The sequence below is a fragment of the uncultured Microbacterium sp. genome (genome assembly GCF_963524805.1).
Lineage (GTDB): Bacteria > Actinomycetota > Actinomycetes > Actinomycetales > Microbacteriaceae > Microbacterium.
The window spans coordinates 22,159-41,883 of sequence record NZ_CAURGG010000002.1; the positions used below are offsets into that span (position 1 = coordinate 22,159).

General features: G+C 69.7%; 15 protein-coding genes. 8 read left to right on the forward strand and 7 right to left on the reverse strand.

The features are described 5' to 3' along the window. The first annotated feature begins 83 nt into the window (after positions 1 to 83). The 3 genes from RWQ91_RS04450 to RWQ91_RS04460 are packed head-to-tail and all read left to right on the forward strand — an operon-like array spanning position 84 to position 3,339. Positions 84 to 662, forward strand: a complete 579-nt coding sequence (locus RWQ91_RS04450) for an ECF transporter S component (protein ID WP_314502969.1) — start codon at positions 84 to 86, stop codon at positions 660 to 662. 53 nt (positions 663 to 715) lie between these two features. Next, on the forward strand, positions 716 to 2,485 hold the full coding sequence (locus RWQ91_RS04455) for an ATP-binding cassette domain-containing protein (protein WP_314502971.1): 1,770 nt from the start codon (positions 716 to 718) through the stop codon (positions 2,483 to 2,485). Further along, on the forward strand, positions 2,482 to 3,339 hold the full coding sequence (locus RWQ91_RS04460) for an energy-coupling factor transporter transmembrane component T family protein (RefSeq protein WP_399545874.1): 858 nt from the start codon (positions 2,482 to 2,484) through the stop codon (positions 3,337 to 3,339). The genes RWQ91_RS04455 and RWQ91_RS04460 overlap by 4 nt, the downstream gene beginning before the upstream one ends. Before the next feature lie 48 nt (positions 3,340 to 3,387). On the opposite strand, the gene RWQ91_RS04465 is transcribed toward RWQ91_RS04460, so the two are convergent. From RWQ91_RS04465 to RWQ91_RS04475, 3 genes are all read right to left on the reverse strand, one after another. Beyond that, positions 3,388 to 4,998, reverse strand: a complete 1,611-nt coding sequence (locus RWQ91_RS04465) for a M28 family metallopeptidase (protein WP_314502973.1) — start codon at positions 4,996 to 4,998, stop codon at positions 3,388 to 3,390. 197 nt (positions 4,999 to 5,195) lie between these two features. Then, complete coding sequence (locus RWQ91_RS04470) at positions 5,196 to 6,359, reverse strand: acyl-CoA dehydrogenase family protein (RefSeq protein WP_314502975.1); 1,164 nt, start codon at positions 6,357 to 6,359, stop codon at positions 5,196 to 5,198. Positions 6,360 to 6,563: 204 nt separating this feature from the next. Beyond that, positions 6,564 to 7,925, reverse strand: coding sequence for a M15 family metallopeptidase (locus RWQ91_RS04475; protein ID WP_314502978.1), 1,362 nt, complete (start codon positions 7,923 to 7,925; stop codon positions 6,564 to 6,566). Between the two features lie 119 nt (positions 7,926 to 8,044). Here RWQ91_RS04475 and RWQ91_RS04480 point away from each other — a divergent pair, with 119 nt between their 5' ends. Together RWQ91_RS04480 and RWQ91_RS04485 are read left to right on the forward strand one after the other, a co-directional pair. Further along, entirely contained in the window at positions 8,045 to 9,109 is a 1,065-nt protein-coding gene (locus tag RWQ91_RS04480; protein ID WP_314502979.1) for an Rv2578c family radical SAM protein, read from the forward strand. A 44-nt stretch (positions 9,110 to 9,153) separates the two neighbouring features. After that, positions 9,154 to 9,969 (forward strand): VOC family protein, encoded by an 816-nt coding sequence (locus RWQ91_RS04485; RefSeq protein ID WP_314502981.1) that lies wholly within the window; start codon positions 9,154 to 9,156, stop codon positions 9,967 to 9,969. 148 nt (positions 9,970 to 10,117) lie between these two features. Here the strand turns inward: RWQ91_RS04485 and RWQ91_RS04490 are convergent, their stop codons facing one another. After that, positions 10,118 to 12,157 (reverse strand): DEAD/DEAH box helicase, encoded by a 2,040-nt coding sequence (locus RWQ91_RS04490; protein ID WP_314502982.1) that lies wholly within the window; start codon positions 12,155 to 12,157, stop codon positions 10,118 to 10,120. Between the two features lie 320 nt (positions 12,158 to 12,477). Between RWQ91_RS04490 and RWQ91_RS04495 the strand changes: the two genes are divergently transcribed. The 3 genes from RWQ91_RS04495 (at position 12,478) to RWQ91_RS04505 (ending at position 15,316) form a co-directional block, all read left to right on the forward strand. After that, on the forward strand, positions 12,478 to 13,554 hold the full coding sequence (locus RWQ91_RS04495) for a DUF998 domain-containing protein (protein ID WP_314502983.1): 1,077 nt from the start codon (positions 12,478 to 12,480) through the stop codon (positions 13,552 to 13,554). 190 nt (positions 13,555 to 13,744) lie between these two features. Further along, positions 13,745 to 14,635 carry a DUF998 domain-containing protein gene (locus RWQ91_RS04500; protein ID WP_314502984.1) on the forward strand — a complete coding sequence of 297 codons (891 nt, stop codon included), beginning with the start codon at positions 13,745 to 13,747 and terminating at the stop codon, positions 14,633 to 14,635. A gap of 42 nt (positions 14,636 to 14,677) precedes the next feature. After that, complete coding sequence (locus RWQ91_RS04505) at positions 14,678 to 15,316, forward strand: antibiotic biosynthesis monooxygenase (RefSeq protein ID WP_314502986.1); 639 nt, start codon at positions 14,678 to 14,680, stop codon at positions 15,314 to 15,316. Between the two features lie 12 nt (positions 15,317 to 15,328). On the opposite strand, the gene RWQ91_RS04510 is transcribed toward RWQ91_RS04505, so the two are convergent. From RWQ91_RS04510 to RWQ91_RS04520, 3 genes are all read right to left on the reverse strand, one after another. Continuing rightward, positions 15,329 to 18,769 carry an efflux RND transporter permease subunit gene (locus tag RWQ91_RS04510; protein ID WP_314502988.1) on the reverse strand — a complete coding sequence of 1,147 codons (3,441 nt, stop codon included), beginning with the start codon at positions 18,767 to 18,769 and terminating at the stop codon, positions 15,329 to 15,331. Between the two features lie 160 nt (positions 18,770 to 18,929). After that, a complete protein-coding gene (locus RWQ91_RS04515) occupies positions 18,930 to 19,304 on the reverse strand; it encodes a CrcB family protein (protein WP_314502990.1) in 375 nt (124 codons plus the stop codon). Further along, positions 19,301 to 19,714 carry a CrcB family protein gene (locus RWQ91_RS04520; protein WP_314502992.1) on the reverse strand — a complete coding sequence of 138 codons (414 nt, stop codon included), beginning with the start codon at positions 19,712 to 19,714 and terminating at the stop codon, positions 19,301 to 19,303. Before RWQ91_RS04520 ends, RWQ91_RS04515 begins: the two co-directional genes overlap by 4 nt. Between the last annotated feature and the right edge of the window lie 11 nt (positions 19,715 to 19,725).

Consider the following 19,725-nt stretch of genomic DNA (forward strand, 5'->3'; position numbering starts at 1 on the left):
TAACTCCGACAACCCGCGGAAGAAAGGGGTTGCGCGAGATCCGGCGCACTCCTCGGCCCGGAACGCCGCATTACGCTGAGCACGTGGCCACACAACCGCGGGCATCCCGTTCGCCCCGGGCACCCAAGATCTCGACGAGCGTCCTGCTCACGTGCGCGGCGATCGGCGTTGCGACCGGCGTTCTCTCGGCGGGCGCCGGCGCGATCAGCGGACCAGTGTCGGCCACCGTACCCCTCGTGTACGGGCTCGTGCTCGGCGTGCACGTGCTGCCCGGCGTGGTCGCCCAGGAGCTGCTGCGCCGTCCGTGGGTCGCGCTGATCACGCACCTGGTCGCCGCGCTGGTCGCCAGCGCCGTGGTGCCCCTGTGGATCGGACGCTACATCGGCACGGCGCTGCTCATCGGAGCACTGCAGGAGGGCATCGCGGCGCTCGGACGCTACCGGCACTGGGAGGCGTGGCGGTTCTTCGTCTCCGCCGTGATCGTCGGCGTGCTGATCGCCGTGCCCATCTGGTTCGCCGCTGACGTGTCGCGGTTCCCGGTGTGGGGGCAGGTCGTGTACATCGCGCTGTTCATCGTGGGTCCGGTGCTGTGGACCGCCGTGGGCCTGGCCATCGGCGCCGCCCTGCGCCGCGCCGGCGTCGCCCGCTCCAGCCGGCTCTGAACCCGTGACCGCGGGCTAGGTTGGAGGCACCCCGCCCCTCTCTTGGAAGACCCGTGAACGCACCCGCCGTACCCCTGCTGCGCGTGCGAGATCTTGCGATCACCCACATCGCAGAGGATGCCGCCACTCCCGCCGGGGTCGGCTTCGACATCGCCGCCGGTGAAGTCGTGCTGCTGCTCGGTCCGAGCGGCTCGGGCAAGTCGACGCTGACGCTCGCGCTCGACGGTCTGATTCCGCACGCGGTGCCCGCCGACGTGCAGGGCAGCATCCACGTCGCTGGTCGCGACGTCGCGGCGAGCAGCGTGGCCGAGCTGAGCACCTCGGTCGGCATGGTCTTCCAGGATCCGGACGCGCAGCTGGTCACCGGAACGGTGCTGGACGAAGTCGCGTTCGGTCCCGAGAATCTGCGGATGCCCGTGGCAGACGTGCTCGCACGCTCGGAGACGGCATTGCGGCGGGTCGGGCTGTGGGACCGCCGCGCCGAGAACCCGGACCGTCTGTCGGGAGGCGGAAGGCAGCGCCTGGCCATCGCCTGCGCGCTCGCGATGGGCTCGACGCTGCTCGTCCTGGACGAGCCGACGGCGAATCTCGACCCGCAGGGGATCGAGGACGTCTACGGCGCGCTGGCCGAGCTCATCGCCGAGGGAGACCGGGCGATCCTGCTCGTGGAGCACAATCTGGACGCCGCGATCGGCTTCATCGACCGCGCCGTCGTGCTGGATGATTCCGGACGCATGGTCGCGGACGGGTCGGTCGACGCGGTGCTGCGCGGGCGCGCCGCCGAGCTGCTGGCGCTCGGCGTGTGGCTGCCGACCTCCGCGCTGGCGGCGCTTCGCCTCCGACGCGCGGGCTACGTGCTCGACCCGCTGCCCCTCACGCCGGCCGAGCTGCACACGGCGCTCACGGCGGCCGAGGTTCCGGCATCCGTCGCCGCCAGCCCGCCGACCGCTTCGCGAGTGGTCGCGCCCGGGGCGATCGACCGTGGGGACCTGCACCCGCAGGGGCCGACCGGATCAGCCTCCCCCCTCATCACCGTTCGCGGGCTGAGCCTGCGCCGCGGGCGGACCGAGGTGCTGCACGGCGTGGACCTGGACATCGGGGCCGGCGAGTTCGTCGCGGTCGTCGGCGCGAACGGCGCCGGCAAGACGAGTCTGATCCAGGCCGTCGCCGGAGTCATCTCGCCGCCGCGCGCCACGGTGCACGTCGACGGCCTGGATGTCGGCCGCGCCGATGCGCGCACGCTGTCCACGCGCATCGGCTTCGTCTTCCAGAATCCGGAGCACCAGTTCATCGCCAACACGGTGTTCGACGAGCTCGCTCATGGTCTGCGCCGTCAGCGACTCGAGGACACCGAGGTGCGTGAGCGCACAGAGGCGCTCCTGGACCGATTCGGCCTGCGCGGCAAGGCGCAGACTCATCCGTTCCTGCTCTCGGGCGGCCAGAAGCGGCGCTTGTCGGTCGGCACGGCGCTGATCGCCGGCGCCCCCGTGCTCGCGCTGGACGAGCCGACATTCGGTCAGGACCGCGCGCGGGCCGACGAGCTGCTCCATCTGCTGCGTGATCTCAACCGCGAGGGCACGACGATCATCGTGGTCACCCACGACATGCAGCTGGTCGCCGAGTACGCCGATCGCATGGTGGTCATGGTGGACGGGCGCGTGGTCGCGCAGGGTCCGACCGCCACCGTCTTCAGCGACGACGAGCTGCTCGCGCGCGCCGGGCTCCGCCCCCCGCCACTGGCGAGCGCCCTGCGAGACCTGCCTTCCCATCCACGACTGCAGGGGCTCACGCGGCTGCGTGATCTGCCGGGGGGTGGGGTGTGACCACGACGGGGCCGATCCTGGCCGCGCAGGTGCCGCACGCGAACGTGGACCCGTACGCGGATGCCGTGACCGCCGCGCCGGCACGCTTCCTGTATCGGCTGAATCCGCTCGCCAAGCTGCTGGCTCCCGTCCCCGCGATGATCCTGCTCATCTTCGTCCGCGATGCCGCGACGCCGCTGGCTTTCCTGTTGGTGACCTACGCGGTGCTGCTGGTGGGCGTCAGCTTCACGCGCCGGCTCGCGCTGGTGCTGCTGGTCGGCCTCCCCGTCGGCGCACTCGCGATCGGGATCGGGTTCTCGCTGTGGACGGACCCCGCGCACGTGGACCAGAGCGTCGTCCTCTGGCAGGTGGGCTCGTGGACGCTGTACGGCGGGGCACTGATCGTGGGCCTCTCTACGGGCCTGCGTATCGCCGCCATCGTCGCGCTCGCGCTGATCGCCGGCCTCAGCACGACCGGGCCCGATGTGGTGCGCTCGGCGGTGCAGCAGCTGCGGGTGCCGTACCGGATCGGCTACACGGCGCTGGCGGCGTTCCGGTTCGTGCCGCGTTTCGGGTACGAGCTCGGAGTGATCCGGCAAGCGCATCGGGTGCGCGGATCCCATGGGGGTCGCGGACCGTTCGCCGCGGTCGCGCGGTGGAGCGGGTACGTCGTCCCGCTGCTGGCGAGCGCGATCCGTCATGCCGAACGGGTCGCCCTCGCGATGGACGCCCGAGCGTTCGGTGCGCATCCGGATCGGACGGAGCGCCATCTCGTGCCGTTCCGGATCAGGGACGTCGTCTTCATCGTGCTCTTCGTCGCGGCATCCGGAACCATCTTCTGGGCGCTCTGGCCGTGGGGGCTGCCGCTGTCGTAGGACGCGAAGAGGCCCGCCGCAGCAGCGACGGGCCTCTTCGCGATCGGGTCAGCTCGCGATGAGCGTGTGCCCGTGGTCGTGGCTCAAGCCACCACCGCCGGCGCTCCACGTGTCTTCCGGACCGGCCGGGTCGGGCAGGTTCAGTCCGCCGGGGATCGATGCGCCGACGACGCCGTTCACCAGCTCCGTCGAGTACGCGTAGGCGAGCACGGCCGTCGCGATCGCGTCGGAGTTGACCTCGAGGGCGTGCAGGTCGATGTTCTCGATCGTGTCGCACGCTGCGTGGTAGCAGGGGTCGAAGGCTTCACCGGCGGTGCCGCCCCAGATCGCTGCCTGCTCTTCGCTCTTGATCTCTTCGGCACCGGTGAACAGTCCGCCGGCGGGGATGCCGGCCGCGATGAACGCCTGGTAGTCGCTGCGACCACTGAACTCGGCGTCGTCGTAGGGCTCGCCGACGCTGGTGAAGTAGCGCTCGAACAGGTCCTCGATCTCGACCGACCCGTCCGGCACGACGACCGGAGCCTCGAAGCCCGACTCGTCACCGTCGTAGACCATGAAGATGTAGTTCGGCGAGGCGATCATGTCGAAGTTCAGGTACAGCGCGATGCGCTCCTGCTCCTCGGGGGACAGCCCCTCGACATAGGCGGTCGAGCCCAGAAGGCCCTCTTCCTCGGCGCCCCACCATGCCAGGCGCACCGTGTTCTGCGGCTTGACCTTCGACATGTTCTGGGCGAGCTCCAGCAGTGCGGCCGAACCGCTGCCGTTGTCGTTGATGCCGGGTCCCTCGGGCACCGAGTCCAGGTGGGCCCCTGCCATCACGACGTTGTCGTCGTTCTTGCCCGGCAGTTCGGCGATCACGTTCTTCTGCGGGAAGTTCACCGGCTCAGGCACGAGCACACGTGCCGTCGAGCCCGCCGCGGCGAGCGCGACGCCCGCTTCGTACGACGTGCCGACGACCGGGATGAGCAGCTCATCCGGGTTCTCGCCGATCAGCGTGATGTTGGTCAGCACATCGGTGCGTGTCGGGTCGTTGCCCTGGTTCATGATGATGACCGCTTCGGCGCCGGCATCCTGGGCGTTGGCGGCCTTCACGCCGAATTCGCACGTTCCTCGCTGGACGAGCGCGATATCGCTGTCACCCGAGAAGTCGAGGCCGTCGAAGTCGCTCGCCTCGCAGCCGCTCGTGACCGCAGCGGGCTGGGCGAGCACCAGGTCGACCGGGATGACCGTTCCCTGCACTTCTCCCGAGCCGGTTCCCGTGGGGGCATCGCTGCCCCACAGCGCGGGGGTGGGAGTGAGCTGCTCGAGTTCTGAGGCCTCGCGGACGAAGTAGTCGAACTCGTCGATCGTCACATTCCAGCCGGCGGCCTTCAGGGTGTCGACGACGTAGTCCACGCTCGCCTCGTAGCCGTCCGTGTTGGCGGCGCGGTTTCCGTCGTTCGCGTCGGCGATCGACTGAAGAGCGGCGAGATGCTCCTGTACACCGGCTGCGGTGACGCAGTCGGTCAGCTTCGAAATGGTGTTGTTGTTGCGGTTGTCGCACTTGGCCGCAGGGGCGGCCGATGCCGCACTCGTCGGAAGTACGGCGAGTGCGAGGGCGGTCGCGACGGCCGTACTGATGGCCAACGCTCTGGGGGACGGTCGTGCAGAGAGATTCATCGTGTTCTCCTTCGCGCGCGCGATCTCGTCGTCGAGACCGGCTTTGGGGGGATGTCGCCGGTGAGCAACGTCGCCGACGCTATCCAAGGGACTCCGGCACGGGAACCCCTTGACCTGGAGAGAGAAATGAGGGATGCGGCCCCGAAGCGCTCGGAGCCGCATCCCTCAGTCGGACAGCGGTGCGGACGGACCGCAACCTACCGCTTGCCCACGATCTGCCGGCTGACGATGTCGCGCATGATCTCGTTCGTGCCGCCGTAGATCCGGTGGACGCGGGCGTCCAGGAAGGCGCGGGCGATCGGATACTCGGTGATGTAGCCGTAGCCGCCGTGCAGCTGCACACCCACATCGAGGAGCTCCCACTCGCGATCGGTGGTCCAGAACTTGACCTTCGCGGCCTCTTCCGCCGTGAGCTTCTTGTCCTTGTACAGCATCATCGCCCGGTCAACGTAGGCCCACATCACATCCACGGTGGTGGACATGTCGGCCAGCTTGAACCGCGTGTTCTGGAAATCGGCCACGCGCTCGCCGAAGGCCTCACGGCTGAGCGTGTAATCCCGCGTCCACACGTAGGCCGCCTCGCCGGCGGCTGCGGCTGCGACGCCGATCGACAGCCGCTCGAGGGGCAGGTTCATCATGAGCTGGATGAAGCCGAGGCCCTCCTTGCCGCCGATCAGGTTCTCGGCGGGCACGAAGACGTCGGTGAACGACAGCTCCGCGGTGTCCCAGCCGTGGAAGCCCATCTTCTCGAGCTTCTTCCCGTGATCGAAACCCTGCATGCCGTCTTCGAGGATCAGCAGGCTGAACGCGTCCGGGCGGTTGCCTTCGCCCGTCTTGACGAAGGTCACGACCATGTCGGCGGTCTTTCCCGAGGAGATGAAGGTCTTGGCGCCGTTGACGATGTAGCCGCCCTCGACCTTCTTCGCTGTCGTCTTGATGCCGCGCAGGTCGCTTCCCGCTCCCGGCTCGGTCATGGCGAGCGCACCGAGGATCTCGCCGGTCGCCATGCCCGGCAGCCACTTCTGCTTCTGCTCGTCGGTGCCCATGTGCACCACGTAGGGCACCGCGAGGTCGTCCTGGATGCCCAGGGCACCGGCGAGCGAGCCGAGTCCCGCCCCGATGGTCTCCTCGAGCACGACCGAGCGGAAGCGGTAGTCCTGCAGCATCCCGGCTCCGCCGTACTCCTCCGGGACGGCCAGCCCGATGATGCCGGACTCGCCGGCGGCGCGCATCGTGGCCCGGTCCACCTCGCCGTCGCGATCCCACTGCTTGCGCTTCTCATCGGTCGCGTAGCGCTTGATGAATTCTCTGACCACGTCGCGGAACGCCTCGTGGTCCTCGTCGTAGATGTCGCGCTCCATGTGCGCCCCGCCCTTCTGTCCACATCGGTGGTGCGGGCCGAGTCATGCAAGGGGTGCCCGGCCGCGTCGCCGCTGGCGATTCTATGGCACGGCGATGGACGCATGCTTCACCGCTGTGACATTGCATTCCACGCTCGGCGGTACTGGGTTCCGCCTTTGTGGGATGCCGCCACCCTCGCCCTGGTGACGTGGGAGCGACGCCGGCTAGAGGTAGGTGGGCGCGGGAGGCAGTCCGAAGAACTCCTCGAGGGTGTGCCAGCCGCCCTCGTGGTAGGCCCGCGCGAGCTCGGGGCCGATGTAGCGCAGGTGCCAGGGCTCGGGGCTGTAGCCGGTGATGGGCGTGGAGCCGTCCTCGTACCGGGTGATCCAGCCATACTCCCAGGCGTGTGCGACGATCCACTGCCCCTGGACGGACGCGGCCACGTCGTCCAGCGTGCCGCATGCGCCGGCGCACGGCACGATGTCGCCGGCCAGTCCGGACTGGTGCTCGCTGAAGCCGGGGCGCGCGCTGGTCTGGTCCGCCTGCTCCGCCCCCTGCGCGGCGACCTGGTTCCCGTACGTGCTCTGCTGCGTCTCGTACGAGCGGAATCCGCTCTGCAGGGCGATCTCCCCCGCTCCAGCGGCGACGGACGCCGCGGCCATGGCCGAGAGCGCCGCCGCGGCATCGGTCCGCAGTGAACCGCCCTCGATGCTGGGCACTGCCGCAGGCAGCTCGAGCGCGGCGGGCCGGTAGTCGAGAGGCGCGTTCGGGCGCGCCTTGTTGAGCACGACCCACACGCGAGCCGGGTCGGCGAGCGAGACGCAGGGTGCCGATCCAGTGGCGACCGCCGTGCGGAACGCCACCGCGCCACCGGCGGCGGCGATCGCTCCGGCGTCGTCACCCGCCGCGAGTGCCGCAGCGAAGGATGGCGTGCTGCACAGATCGAGCGCCACCGGCTCCGCCTGGATCGTCGGCGTCGGCGTCGGCAGTGGGGCGACCGGAGCCGGCTCCGGGGTGGTCTGCTCGGGTGACGGCGACGTTTCTGCGGCGGCGGGCGCCGGCGGCGCGACGCGGCTCTGCGCGACATCGTTCAGCGGGTCGCCGTTCAGAGCTGCGGTCATCGTCGCCGTCGAACCGAGCACGAGCGAGCCGATCACCGCGAGGCTGGCGACGATGCCCATGCGCGGCGATCGGGGCGGACGTGCGTGCCGTGGGTGCGCGGACGCCGGGGCCATCAGCCGTGCGGTTTTGGCCGCCCGGCGTGTGGGGGCCACCGCGGCAGCGCGGGCGCCGACCCGGGTGGGTGTCGGTCCCGTGGTGGTGCGGCTGCGACCGCTCCGGCGGGTGGCCGGGGCCGCGGCGTCTGCGGGAGGGGCAGTGTCGGGCGCCGCGAGGGCGACGGGTGCGGCGACGACGGGAAGCGGCCGGGTGTGCACGAGCTCGTGGGTCGGATGCGCCGAACGCTCGCCCGCGGTGCCCTCGTCCGGCGCGTGGGAAGGGTCGACGGCACGCTGAGCATCCCGTTCGCGCTGGAGTCTCGCGGCACGACGGGTTGCTGGGGGGCTGTGCGGTTCGGGTGCCGTCACTCGCCCCATTCTTCCCTGCGGCGGCCCTCGGGTCGAGGCCCCCTGCTCCTACGGCGTTTCATCGACACTGTGTACGAGCATAACTTGACACACATTCGTATTTCTGTTCCCATGGTTCCATGCGGTGGCAGGGGCAGGAATTGGGCGTGGCGGATGCCGCCGCCCTGCCCGGCCTGGAGAAGCTCAACGGCCTGGTGCGTTCGGTCACGACGCCGGAGTTCGCCGGCATGACCTTCCACGAGGTGATGTGCAAGAGCGCCCTCAATCACGTTCCCGGCGCTTCTGCCATGCCGTTCGACTGGACGGTGAACCCGTATCGGGGCTGCAGTCATGCCTGTGCCTACTGCTACGCCCGCGGCACGCACGAATATCTCGAGCTCGACGCGGGGCGCGACTTCGACTCGCAGATCATCGTGAAGATCAACGTCGCCGAAGTGCTCGCGAAGGAGCTTCGGCGCGGCAGCTGGACGCGAGACGCGGTCATGCTCGGTACCAACACCGATCCGTACCAACGGGCGGAGGGGCGCTACCGGCTCATGCCCGACATCGTCTCCGCACTCACCGAGTCGGGAACGCCGTTCTCGCTCCTGACGAAGGGCACGCTGCTCAGACGCGACCTGCCGCTCCTGCGCGAGGCGGCGGCATCCGTCGATGTGTCGCTCGCGATGTCGATCGCGGTCTTCGATGACGACCTGCAGAAGCTGCTCGAGCCCGGCACACCCTCCGCCGCGGCGCGGCTCGAGACGGTGCGCGCCGCGTCCGAGGCGGGGTTCCGGGTGACGGTCTTCCTGATGCCGATCCTGCCGCACCTGACCGACTCGATTCCGGCGCTCGATCACGCGTTGACCCGGATCAAGGAAGCGGGAGCGGTGCGCGTCGTGTTCGGCGCACTGCACCTGCGCCCCGGTGCCAAGCAGTGGTTCATGCAGTGGCTGGGCGAGCGGCATCCGGAACTCGTGTCGTCATACCTCGGCCTGTATCCCGGGGCGTCCGCGAACGCCCCCAAGCCCTACCGCTCGTGGCTGTCGAAGCGGGTGCGGCCGCTGCTGCGGGTGCACGGGCTCGACGGCCGGGCCGAGGACGACGAGCCGCGACGCTCGGCCACACCGGGGCTGGCCGCGCGGACGCACGTCGTCACGACCTCCCGCGGGCGCGCGGGCGAGGAGTCCGCCCGGCTCTTTTGAACGACGCTTCCGCCCGGCACTCGACGCGGCGTAGCGTCGCTGCCATGACGGATCAGAAGCGCACCTATCCGAACGGCGTGCCGTGCTGGGTACAGCTGGAAGTGCCGGATGCCGCGGAGGCGTCCGGCTTCTACGGATCGCTGTTCGGGTGGACGTTCGAGGCTGCCGGACCCGGCGCCCCGGGCTCCTTCCTCTTCGCCCGGCTCGACGGCGCGGACGTGGGGGCCATCTCGCGCACGGGAGGCCGCGGGTGGAGCAGCTTCATCGCGTGCGACGATATCGAGGCGACGAGCGCCGCCGTCAGCCACGCAGGCGGCACGGTCGACGTGCCGTCTGATCCCGGAACGCCATTCGGACGCGGAGCGACCTGCACCGACCCGCAGGGCGCGTCCTTCCATCTCTGGCAGGCGGCCGCGCACCCGGGATCGCAGATCGTGAATGTGCCGGGAGCCTGGAACTTCAGTGATCTGCGCACACCCGATGTCTCAGCATCCCTGGCCTTCTACGGCGAGGTGTTCGGCTGGCGCGTCGACCCCGATCTGGGTGCGGGCATGATCCGGCTTCCCGGCTACGGGGACCATCTGGCCGCGACGATCGACCCGGACATCCACGAACGGCAGGCCTTCGCCCCGCCGGGCTTCGCGGACGTGATCGCGGGCCTCACGCCCGACGACGGGGCGGAGCGTGCGAGCTGGGTGATCCGCTTCACGGTGGAAGACCGCGATGCGAGTGCTTCCGCGGCCGAGCGACTGGGCGGCACCGCGGTTTCGCGCGTCGACACCGAGTGGACGAGAGAAGCGGTGATCCTGGATCCGCAGGGCGCCTCGTTCATCGTGAGCCAGTTCGCGCCGCAGGACTGACGACGCGGACGATGCCAGTCGTCGGGAGATCGATGCCAATCGCCGACCGTGCAGCCTCACGACCCCCTTCCGTCACGGTCGGCCCTGCGACCGGCACGGTGAAGCGCAGAACGGCCCCAGGGTGAACCCGGGGCCGTTCTGATCCTCGCTAGGCCGTGAGCTCTGCGGCGGTCGGCACGCGGCCGGCCAGCTCCTCGATCGTGTCGTCACCGGGACGCACGTTCTGATACGGCGCCTCGATCTCCGCGCGCTCGAGCATTTCGGCCATCTTTCGCTGGCGCTGCCGCGTGATCAGGGTCACGACGCGACCGGTCTTGCCCGCGCGGCCGGTGCGGCCCGAGCGGTGCAGGTAGGTCTTGTACTCGTCCGGCGGATCGGCCTGGATCACCAGATCGATGTCATCCACGTGGATGCCGCGCGCAGCGACATCGGTCGCCACGAGCACATTCACCCTGCCCGACGTCAGGCGCTCGAGGTTGCGCGTGCGGCGCTGCTGGTTGAGGTCTCCGTGCAGCGAGACGGCCGGGATGCCGGCGTCGTCGAACTGCTCCGCGAGCATCTCGGCATAGGCGCGCGTGCGAGCGAAGACGAGCGTCTTGCCCTCGCGATCGACGAGCTGGTCGAGGATCTGCGCCTTGTCGCGGTGCTCGATCACGAGGATGCGGTGCTCGATCGTGCTCGAGGCCTGGTCTTCACCGGCGACCTCGTGCACGGACGGGTTCACCAGGAACTCGTCGACGAGCGCCGAGACCTCGCGGTCGAGAGTCGCCGAGAACAGGAGCTTCTGGGAGCCGTCCGCGGTCTCGCGCAGGATGCGCTGCACGGGCTCGAGGAACCCGAGCTCGCACATGTGGTCGGCCTCGTCGATCACGGCGACCATCACGTCGCTGAGATCCAGCTTGCGCTGGGTGATGAGGTCCTCGATGCGCCCCGGGGTGCCGATGATGATGTCGACGCCCTTCTTCAGCGCGCCGACCTGGCGCGCCTGGGGCACGCCGCCGTAGATCTGCGTCGTGAACAGGCCGACGCTGCGGGCGATCGGCTGGATCGTGCGGTCGATCTGCAGCGCCAGTTCACGCGTCGGCGCCAGGATGAGCGCCTTGGGCTTGCGGCCGAATTCGCGCTTCTTGCCGGCGCCGGCTTTCAGCACGTTCTCCACGAGCGGCGCGCCGAAGGCGATCGTCTTGCCGGAGCCGGTCCGGCCGCGGGCGAGCACGTCGCGGCCGGCGATGATCTCGGGGATCGTGGCAGCCTGGATCGCGAACGGTGCCGCCGCGCCGAGGTCGGCGAGCGTGCGGACGATGTTCTCGCCGAGGCCGAGCGAGCCGAAGCTCACCCCGTCGACATCGTTCGCCTGGATCGCCTCGGCCTGCAGGCGCTCGTGCACGACGTCGACGTGCTGCTCGTGTGCCTGGGTGCGCGGGGTCGCGGTGTTCCAGTCGGAGCGACCTGCCGGGCGAGTGCCGCGGGGACGGTCGTCGTTCGCGCGCTGCGGGCGGTCGCTCGTGTAGTCACGACGGGGGCGGTCATCGTACGAGCGCGCCGGGCGGTCGTTCGAGTAATCACGACGGGGACGGTCATCGTACGAACGCGCCGGACGGTCGCTGGAACGAGCCGGGCGATCATCGTAGGAACGCGCCGGACGGTCAGTCGAGCGCGCCGGACGGTCGTTGGAACGAGCCGGACGGTCATCGTACGAACGAGCCGGACGAGCCGGACGGTCATCGTACGAACGCGCCGGACGGTCGCTGGAACGAGCCGGGCGATCATCGTAGGAACGCGCCGGACGGTCAGTCGAGCGCGCCGGACGGTCGTTGGAACGAGCCGGACGGTCATCGTACGAACGCGCCGGACGGTCGCTGGAACGCGCCGGACGATCGTCGTAGGAACGCGCCGGGCGATCGCCGGAATGCGAGCGGATGCCGCGCGCTTCGTCACGGCCGGCGCGCTGGGTCGCCGTCCACCGCGTCTTGGAGGCACCGCTCTTGGGCGCGCCGGACCGCGGCGCACCACCCGTGGTGCTGCCGTCCTCGGCCGGGCGATACCCGCGGTGGCCGGGGCTCTTGCTGCCCGGCTTCGCCGTGGAGCCCGGACGGGCGCGGTCGTGGAACGACGTCTTCTTCTCGCCGTAGCGCGGTTCGAAGTTCTTGGCCGGGCGGCCGCCTGCCGCCTTCTTGTTCTTGGGCATGGTGATGTCCTTCTGGGTTGTCTCAGCGCAGAACTGCACTCCACAGCTCGCACAGACATCACCCGCGCGCAAAGCGCGGATCTCGCTGCCGCGAACGCCGCAACTGCGGCACGGAGTTGCCCGGACTATCGTCGGCCGGGGGCCATTCAACGTGATGGTCGCCGGAGCGGATTCGCTCCCACCATCGGCCCCTTGGACTCACAAACCCATCCGCGCAGCACGCGCGGTGTCCAGAGCCGACCCTTCACTGTAGCGGAAGCGCGCAACATCACCCTGGGAGGATGCCCTCTGCGGCGGCATCCCCGTCCTACACTGGCGCCATGTCCGCCCGAACGCTCGCCCCGCCCGCAGAGGGCATCGCTCCTGCCCCCACACTCCGCGCCGAGTCGGAGGCCATCTACGCCGCGGCCGCCGCGGGCGTGGCCGGTGCCATCTACGGTCTGCTCATCGCCCTCGTCGCACCCGACCTGCCGCTGGCCGATACGACCGGCGCGTTCGGCCTGTTCGCCGCCATCGGCGCCGCCGTCGTGGCGGCTGCCGCATCGGGAACGGGCTACTGGCGGTCCCGCAATCGGCCGGGTCAGGAGTGGCGCCGTTCGCTCGCGTCCTGGAAGTTCACGGTCAACACCATCTCGGTCGTGATCGTGCACACCGCGCTGGCCTTCCTCGCCGTCTATGCGGGCTTCCGGCTGCTGGCGCTCGGATTCATCGGCCTGCCGGTGATCACGTTCTGGGCGATCGTGCTGATGACCGTGACCCTCGGTCTCACCGCCTACATCGTCTACCTTTCGGTTTCGAGGATGACGACGCAGCGGATGTCGTCGCTGCTGATGGCCTTCATCGTGATCGGAACCTTGACCGCGATGCTCACCACGCCGGACCCGGAGTGGTGGAAGGTGCACTTCAGTCAACTGGGCACCTTCGACGACCTTTCGAGCTTCGTCTTCAACGGCACCCTCATCGCGGGCGGTCTGCTCGTCACGACGTTCGCCGTGTACATCGCCAATGACCTCCAAGCGCTGACCGACGCCGGAATCGTCACGAACGAGCGAGCGCCGCGCACAGTGTCGACGCTGTTCGTCATCATGGGCATCATGCTCGCGTGCGTGGGCATCTTCCCGGTCGATTTCAGCCTTCTCCTGCACAACCTGTCGGCAACCGGCATGGCGGTCATGTTCCTCATCCTGCTGATCGCCGGGCCCCGACTGCTGCGGGGCATGCCCCGGGCCTACTTCCTGTCGGCGTGGGCGTTCCTGGCGGCGACCGTGGCGTCGGTGATCCTCTTCGTCGTCGGGTACTTCTCGCTCACGGCCTTCGAGATCATCGTGTTCGCGCTCATCTTCGGCTGGATCGCCGTGTTCATCCGATTCCTGGGGGTCACCGGCCAGCGCGAATGACATCCGCCGACCACGCGATTCGCCCGGAATCGCGCGGAAAGGCTACTCTCGGAAAAAGCAATGCCTGCTGGGAGGGAGCACCATTGCCTGAACAGCACCGACGATCCGGGGGATAAGCGGCTGCGCCTGGAGTACCTGCAGGGCGAAAGCGCGTGACGCTCTCGCCTCATGAAAGGCCCAGACCTCCGCCGTGGCCCTCATCGCCGATGCACCCGCACCGACCCCGTCCGCAGCACGCGCGCTGTCGCTTCTGCGCGAGAGCACTGCCTCTCAGATCGGCTACACGACGGCCGCGCTGCTGGCCATCGGACTGCTGATCTCGATCGCCACCACGCCCGACCCGCTGTGGTGGCAGCTGCACTTCAGCCGCCTCGGCACCTTCGCCGTGTTCTCCGGCTACATGTTCAACGCGACCATCATCCTGACGGGCGTCGGCGTCGTGGTCTTCGCCGCAGGACTGCGCCGAGAGATGCGCCGCCACGCGGGGACCGCGCTGCTGACGAATCGCCGCGCGGCGACGGTGGTGCCCCTGCTGGTCGCGCTGCTCGGCATCCATCTGTCCTTCGTGGGCGTCATTCCGGTCAGCACCAACGAGTTCCTGCATGACCGCGCGTCCACCGGCGCCGTCTTCGCGTTCATCGTGATCCTGGCCACCAGCCGATGGATGCTGCGCGGCATGCACCGCGCGATCGGACGGGCCAGCCGGCGCGTGGGCCTCGGCCTCATCGCAACGGTCGCTCCGTACATCGCGGGGTTCATCAATCTCGCCGCGTTCGAGCTGATCGTGTTCGCGCAGGTCTTCTACTGGCTGCTGCTGTTCGCCCGGACGATCGGCCGGCCGGCGGATGAACCGTCACGGCCGGCCGTCGGGCGGATCGGAAGCATGCACCGCACCGTCGTGGTCGCTCCGCGCCGGCGTGTCGAGCACGTCCCTGCGCCCGCGGATACGACGGCTCGACCCGGTGTGCGACGCGCTCCCCGCCCCCGTCACAGCATGCGTCCGCGGCGGCGCATGCTGCGAGCCCAGGCGGTGCGCCAGCCCGAGCCCGAGCACCCAGGCACGTCGACGTCCCGCACCTGACGCGTGTGAAGCGGGTCGTCCGGCTCCGGCGAAGATGGATGCATGAGCCAAGCCGACGCCCGCCCCACCGGCAACCCGAGCAGCAACCCCATCACGGTCGCGATCGAGCGGCGCATCGATCCCACCCGGGCTGTCGAAGCGACCTCGTGGATGCAGGCCGGCACCGATCTCGCGACGACCTTCGACGGCTTCCTCGGCTCGGGGTGGGTGCGCGCGGGCGAGGCGAGTGAGCTCTGGTACATGCTCTATCGCTTCCGCGACATCCCGACGCTGGAGGCGTGGGACGACTCGCCGCAGCGGGCCTGGTGGCTCGAATCGGGGCGTGCCTTCGCGAGCGAGGTGCGCGTCGAGCGGCGCACCGGGATCGAGGGCTGGTTCGACGCGCCGTTCGCGACGCACGTCGAGTCGCGGCGGGGCGCCGACGTGCCCCTCACCGGCCCGATCCAGCAGCCGATCCTCGCACCGCCGCCTCGCTGGAAACAGGCCGTCACGATCTGGCTCGGCTTCTTCCCGACGAATCTTCTCGCATCGTGGGCGCTCGGCTTCGTCCCCGGATTCACCGATCTGCCTCTCGCCCTGCGCGTGCTGCTGGCCACGCTCCTGCTGACACCGGTCATGACCTACCTCGTCCTGCCCTGGGTCACGCGGATGCTGCGGCCCTGGCTGCAGCGGCAGAGCTGAGGCGTCCTCGGGTCAGGCGCGATCGTCGCGCAGTTCCTCGGGATGCTCGGCCTCGGTGTCCGCCACCGACTCCTCGGGCTCGGACTCGGCAGCCGGCGCGGCGTCGGGCTCGATGTCGGCGGGCTCGTCGGCAGGGTGATCGGCGGCGGCGACCTCGGCCGCCGGATCGGCAGCGGGATCCTGCTCCGGCACCTCGATGTCCGGGACCTCGTCGATCGGCGGCACGTCGACCTCGGCTGCGGCTGCTGTCCCGGGCGCACCGGCTGGAGCCACTGCCGCGGCCTCGCGTGCGCGCAGTTCCCGGCGAGTGAGCACCGGTTCGGCGGCAGCGCCGACGAGTGCGGGTTCACGCAGGTCATCGGCCGACACATCGCCTCGGCGACGCTGCGCGCGGCGCTCCTTCGCCCCCTCGACGAGGTTGTACAGCGTCGGCAGCACGAGGAGGGTCAGCACCGTCGAAGAGACGAGCCCGCCGATCACGACGATCGCCAGCGGCTGGGAGATGAACCCGCCCTGCCCCGTGATGCCGAGCGCCATCGGGGTGAGCGCGAAGATCGTGGCGAGCGCGGTCATCAGGATGGGCCGCAGCCTGCGGGAGGCGCCGGCGACCGTCGCATCGCGGGCGGTGAGGCCCTTGATGCGGTACTGGTTCACGAGGTCGACCAGCACGATCGCGTTCGTCACGACGATGCCGATGAGCATGAGCACGCCGATGAGCGAGGCCACGCCGAGCGGCACGCCGGTGATGATCTGCAGCAGGATCGCGCCCGTCGCGGCGAACGGCACGGAGATCAGCAGCAGCAGAGGCTGGCGCAGCGACTTGAAGGTCGCGACCATCACGATGTAGACGATGAGGATCGCCGCGAGCAGCGCCAGGCCGAGCTGGGTGAACGCATCCTGCTGCTGCGAGACGACGCCGCCGAGCGATGCGTCGGAGCCTGCGGGCAGGTCGGCCTCCGCGAGGGCGGTGCTCACCGAGGCGCTCGCGGTGGTGAGGTCGTCGGTGGACGGCGTCACGGTCACCGTCGCGGTGCGCTGACCCCCGACGGTGGTGATGGAGGTCGGGCCTTCGCTCTCCTCGACCGTCGCCACGTCCGACAGCGGAACAGGACCGGCTGCGCTCGGAATCGGCAGCTCCCGCAGCTCGTCGATCGTCGCGGGGGAATCGGCCGCGGCGAGGTACACCGTCAGGGTCGTGTCCTCGATCTCGACCGTGCCGATCTGCTGCGGCTGGCCGCTGGCCGCCACGAGGGCGCCGACGGCGACCTCCGACAGCCCCAGTGACGCGGCTTTCTCGCTGTCGACGGTCACCGCGATGTACGGCAGCGACGCCGACAGGTTGCTCGAGACCTGTCCGACTCCCTCCGCACCGGTGACGGCATCCACCACGACATCCGTCGCATCCTGCAGCGTGGCCGAATCCGGGGCCGTCACATCGATCGCGATGTCGGTCGACCCGAATCCGCCGCCGCCCGCCGCGACGGTGATCTCCCCGGCGTCATCGAGCTCGGCGACGGACGCCTGCACCTCTTCGCGCAGCGCCACCTGGTCCACGCCCGGTGCACTGGTGATCGAGTAGGTGATCCCGCTGCCGCCTCCCGTGAAGGCGTCGCGCAGTGCGGATCCGCTCGAGCCGATCGAGACCTGCACGGTCTCGATGCCGTCGATCTCCAGCAGGAGCGCCTCGACCTCGGCGGATGCGGCATCCTCGGCTGCGAGGCTGGGCGCGGGGCCGATGTCCTGGGTCATCGTGAACGTGTTCTGCCCGGAATCGCCCAGGAAGTTCGTCTTCATGAGCGGGGCGAGGGCGATGGTCCCCACGAGCACCAGGACCGCGATGAGCAGGGTCACCCAGGAGTGGCGCAGCGTCCAGCGCAGGATCGGGAGGTAGGACTTCTGCAGCCGGCTCGGCGGGGCGGAGGGCTCCTCGGGATCGACCTGCCGGCCAGCTTCGTCCAGCAGGGGCTTGCCCGGCCGAAGGAACCAGTACGCCAGCACGGGAACGATCGTGAGCGCGACGAACAGCGAGGCGGTCATGGCGATCGTCACCGTGAGCGCGAACGGGCGGAACAGCTCACCGGTGACGTCGCCGACGAAGGCGATCGGCAGGAAGACGGCCACCGTGGTGATCGTCGAGGCGGTGATGGCCGAGGCCACTTCGCGCACGGCCCGCAGGATCGACTGCATCTTGTCGGCGTCGCCGACGTAGTGCCGCTTGATGTTCTCGATGACCACGATGGAGTCGTCGACGACGCGTCCGATCGCGATGGTGAGCGCGCCGAGCGTGAGGATGTTGAGCGAGTAGCCGAAGGCCTGGATGCCGATGAAGGTGATCAGGACGCTCGTGGGGATCGAGATCGCCGTGACGAGCGTCGCCCGCACCGAGAGCAGGAAGACGAGGATCACCAGGACCGCGAACACGAGTCCGAGCAGGCCCTCCTTGGCGAGGGTGTCGATCGACTGCTGGATGTAGGGAGCCTGGTCGAAGACGACGGTGAAGGTCGCCCCGTCGAGGCTGTCCTCGAGATCCGGGAGCACGGCCAGGACCCCGCGGGAGACGTCCACGGTGTTGGCCGACGGCAGTTTGGTGACGGCGATCGTCAGCGCGGGCTCGCCGTCGACGCGGGAGATGGTCGTCACCGGGTCTGCCGTCTGCTCCACCGTGGATACGGCGCCGACCGTCACCGCGCCGGCCTCGAACTGCGCCGGGGTGGAGGGCACGAGCGGGAGAGCGGCGATCTCCTCTGCGGAGGTGATCTTCGAGCCCGTCTGCACCGTCAGCGTCTGATCGTCCTCGGTGATCTCCCCGCCGGGGAAGAGCACGCCGTTCTGGTCGAGCGCGTCGCGGATGGCCTGCGGGGTGTAGCCGGCCGCCGCCAGCGCCGCGGGGTCGGGCGTGATCGTGACGCGCTGGCCGACGCCGCCGACGATCTGGGCGGCATTGACACCGTCGACGTCCTCGAGCGCCGGGACGACGGTCGACTCCAGGCGCTCCTGGATCGTCGCCTCGTCGTCGTAGCCGGTCACGGCGAGCTGGATCACCGGGAAGTCGTCGATGCTGGCCGAGAGGACGTTCGGCTCGATGCCCTCCGGCAGCTGGCTCTTGATGCGGTTGATCGCCTGATTGATCTTCTGCTCGGCGGTGGCCAGATCGGTGCCGTAGGTGAAGGACGCCTGGATGATCGATGCGTTCGTCGTGCTCGTCGCCGACGTCGACTCCAGCCCCGGCACCCCCTGGATGGCCGCTTCGATGGGCTCGGACACATCGTTGCTGACGACCTCGGGTGAGGCGCCGGGGTAGGTGGAGACGACGACCAGCTGCGGGAACTCGATCGAGGGGATCAGCTCCTGCTTGAGGCTCGTGAGCGCGAGGCCTCCGAAGACCGCGGCGACGATCGTGATGAGGGCGATGAGCGCACGGTTCTTGAGGCTCAGGACGGCGAGGTTCGACACGGTGGCCTTCACTGTGGTGCAGGTCGGTTGCCCGGCTGATCGCCGGATGAGCGTGCCGCGGCGAACCACGGCGGATACGTGAATGTATCGGCTCTCAGTATCCCACGGCCCGCTCGGGCCAAGAGCCGACCAAGCCCCCGGAAAACCGCGGGAATCGGCGCTAAAGGAGGGCGCCGACGACCAGTCCGGCGCCCGCCGCCATCACTGCGCCGACGAGCGTGCCGGCGGCGTTCAGCCATCCGCGCCGCGCCTCGCCGGAGCGCAGCAGTAGCGTCGACTCGGCCGAAACGGTGCTGAAGGTCGTGTACCCGCCGAGCAGTCCCACGCCGATCACCCACGCCACGTCGTCGCCGACGCGGGTCGCGCCGAGACCCGTGAGCACGCCGAGCGCGAACGAGCCCGTCACGTTGACGACGAAGATGCCCAGCGGGAACCGGGTGGGCTTCGTACCCACCACCAGGATGTCGACGAGGTATCGCAGTCCGGCGCCGATCCCGCCCGCCGCAGCGGCGCCGAAGAACGTCCAGACGCTCACGAGCGCACCGCCGCACCGCCGGCAGGAGGCCGGACCAGGCGCAATCCGAGCGCCGCGGCGGCGAGTCCCAGCAGCACGCTGACCACGGCGAGGGCGATCCCGGCCACCGGCGCGGGGGTCAGCAGCCCCGCGGTCTGCACGGCGAACGCGCTGTACGTGGTGAATCCGCCGAGCACCCCCGTGCCGATGAACGCACGGGTGAGCGGATGCCGCTCGCCCAGGCGACCGATCACCGCACCGAGCAGGAACGAGCCGACGACGTTGACGCCCATGGTCGCGACCGGCAACGCGAAGCCACCCGGGTCCGCGGGGAACGGGAGCAGGAGCAGCTCCCGAAGCGCGACGCCGATCATGCCCCCGGCGACCACCACCCCCAGCATCCGGGCGCGGAAGGAAGGGGGTCGCGACACGCCCTCACCCT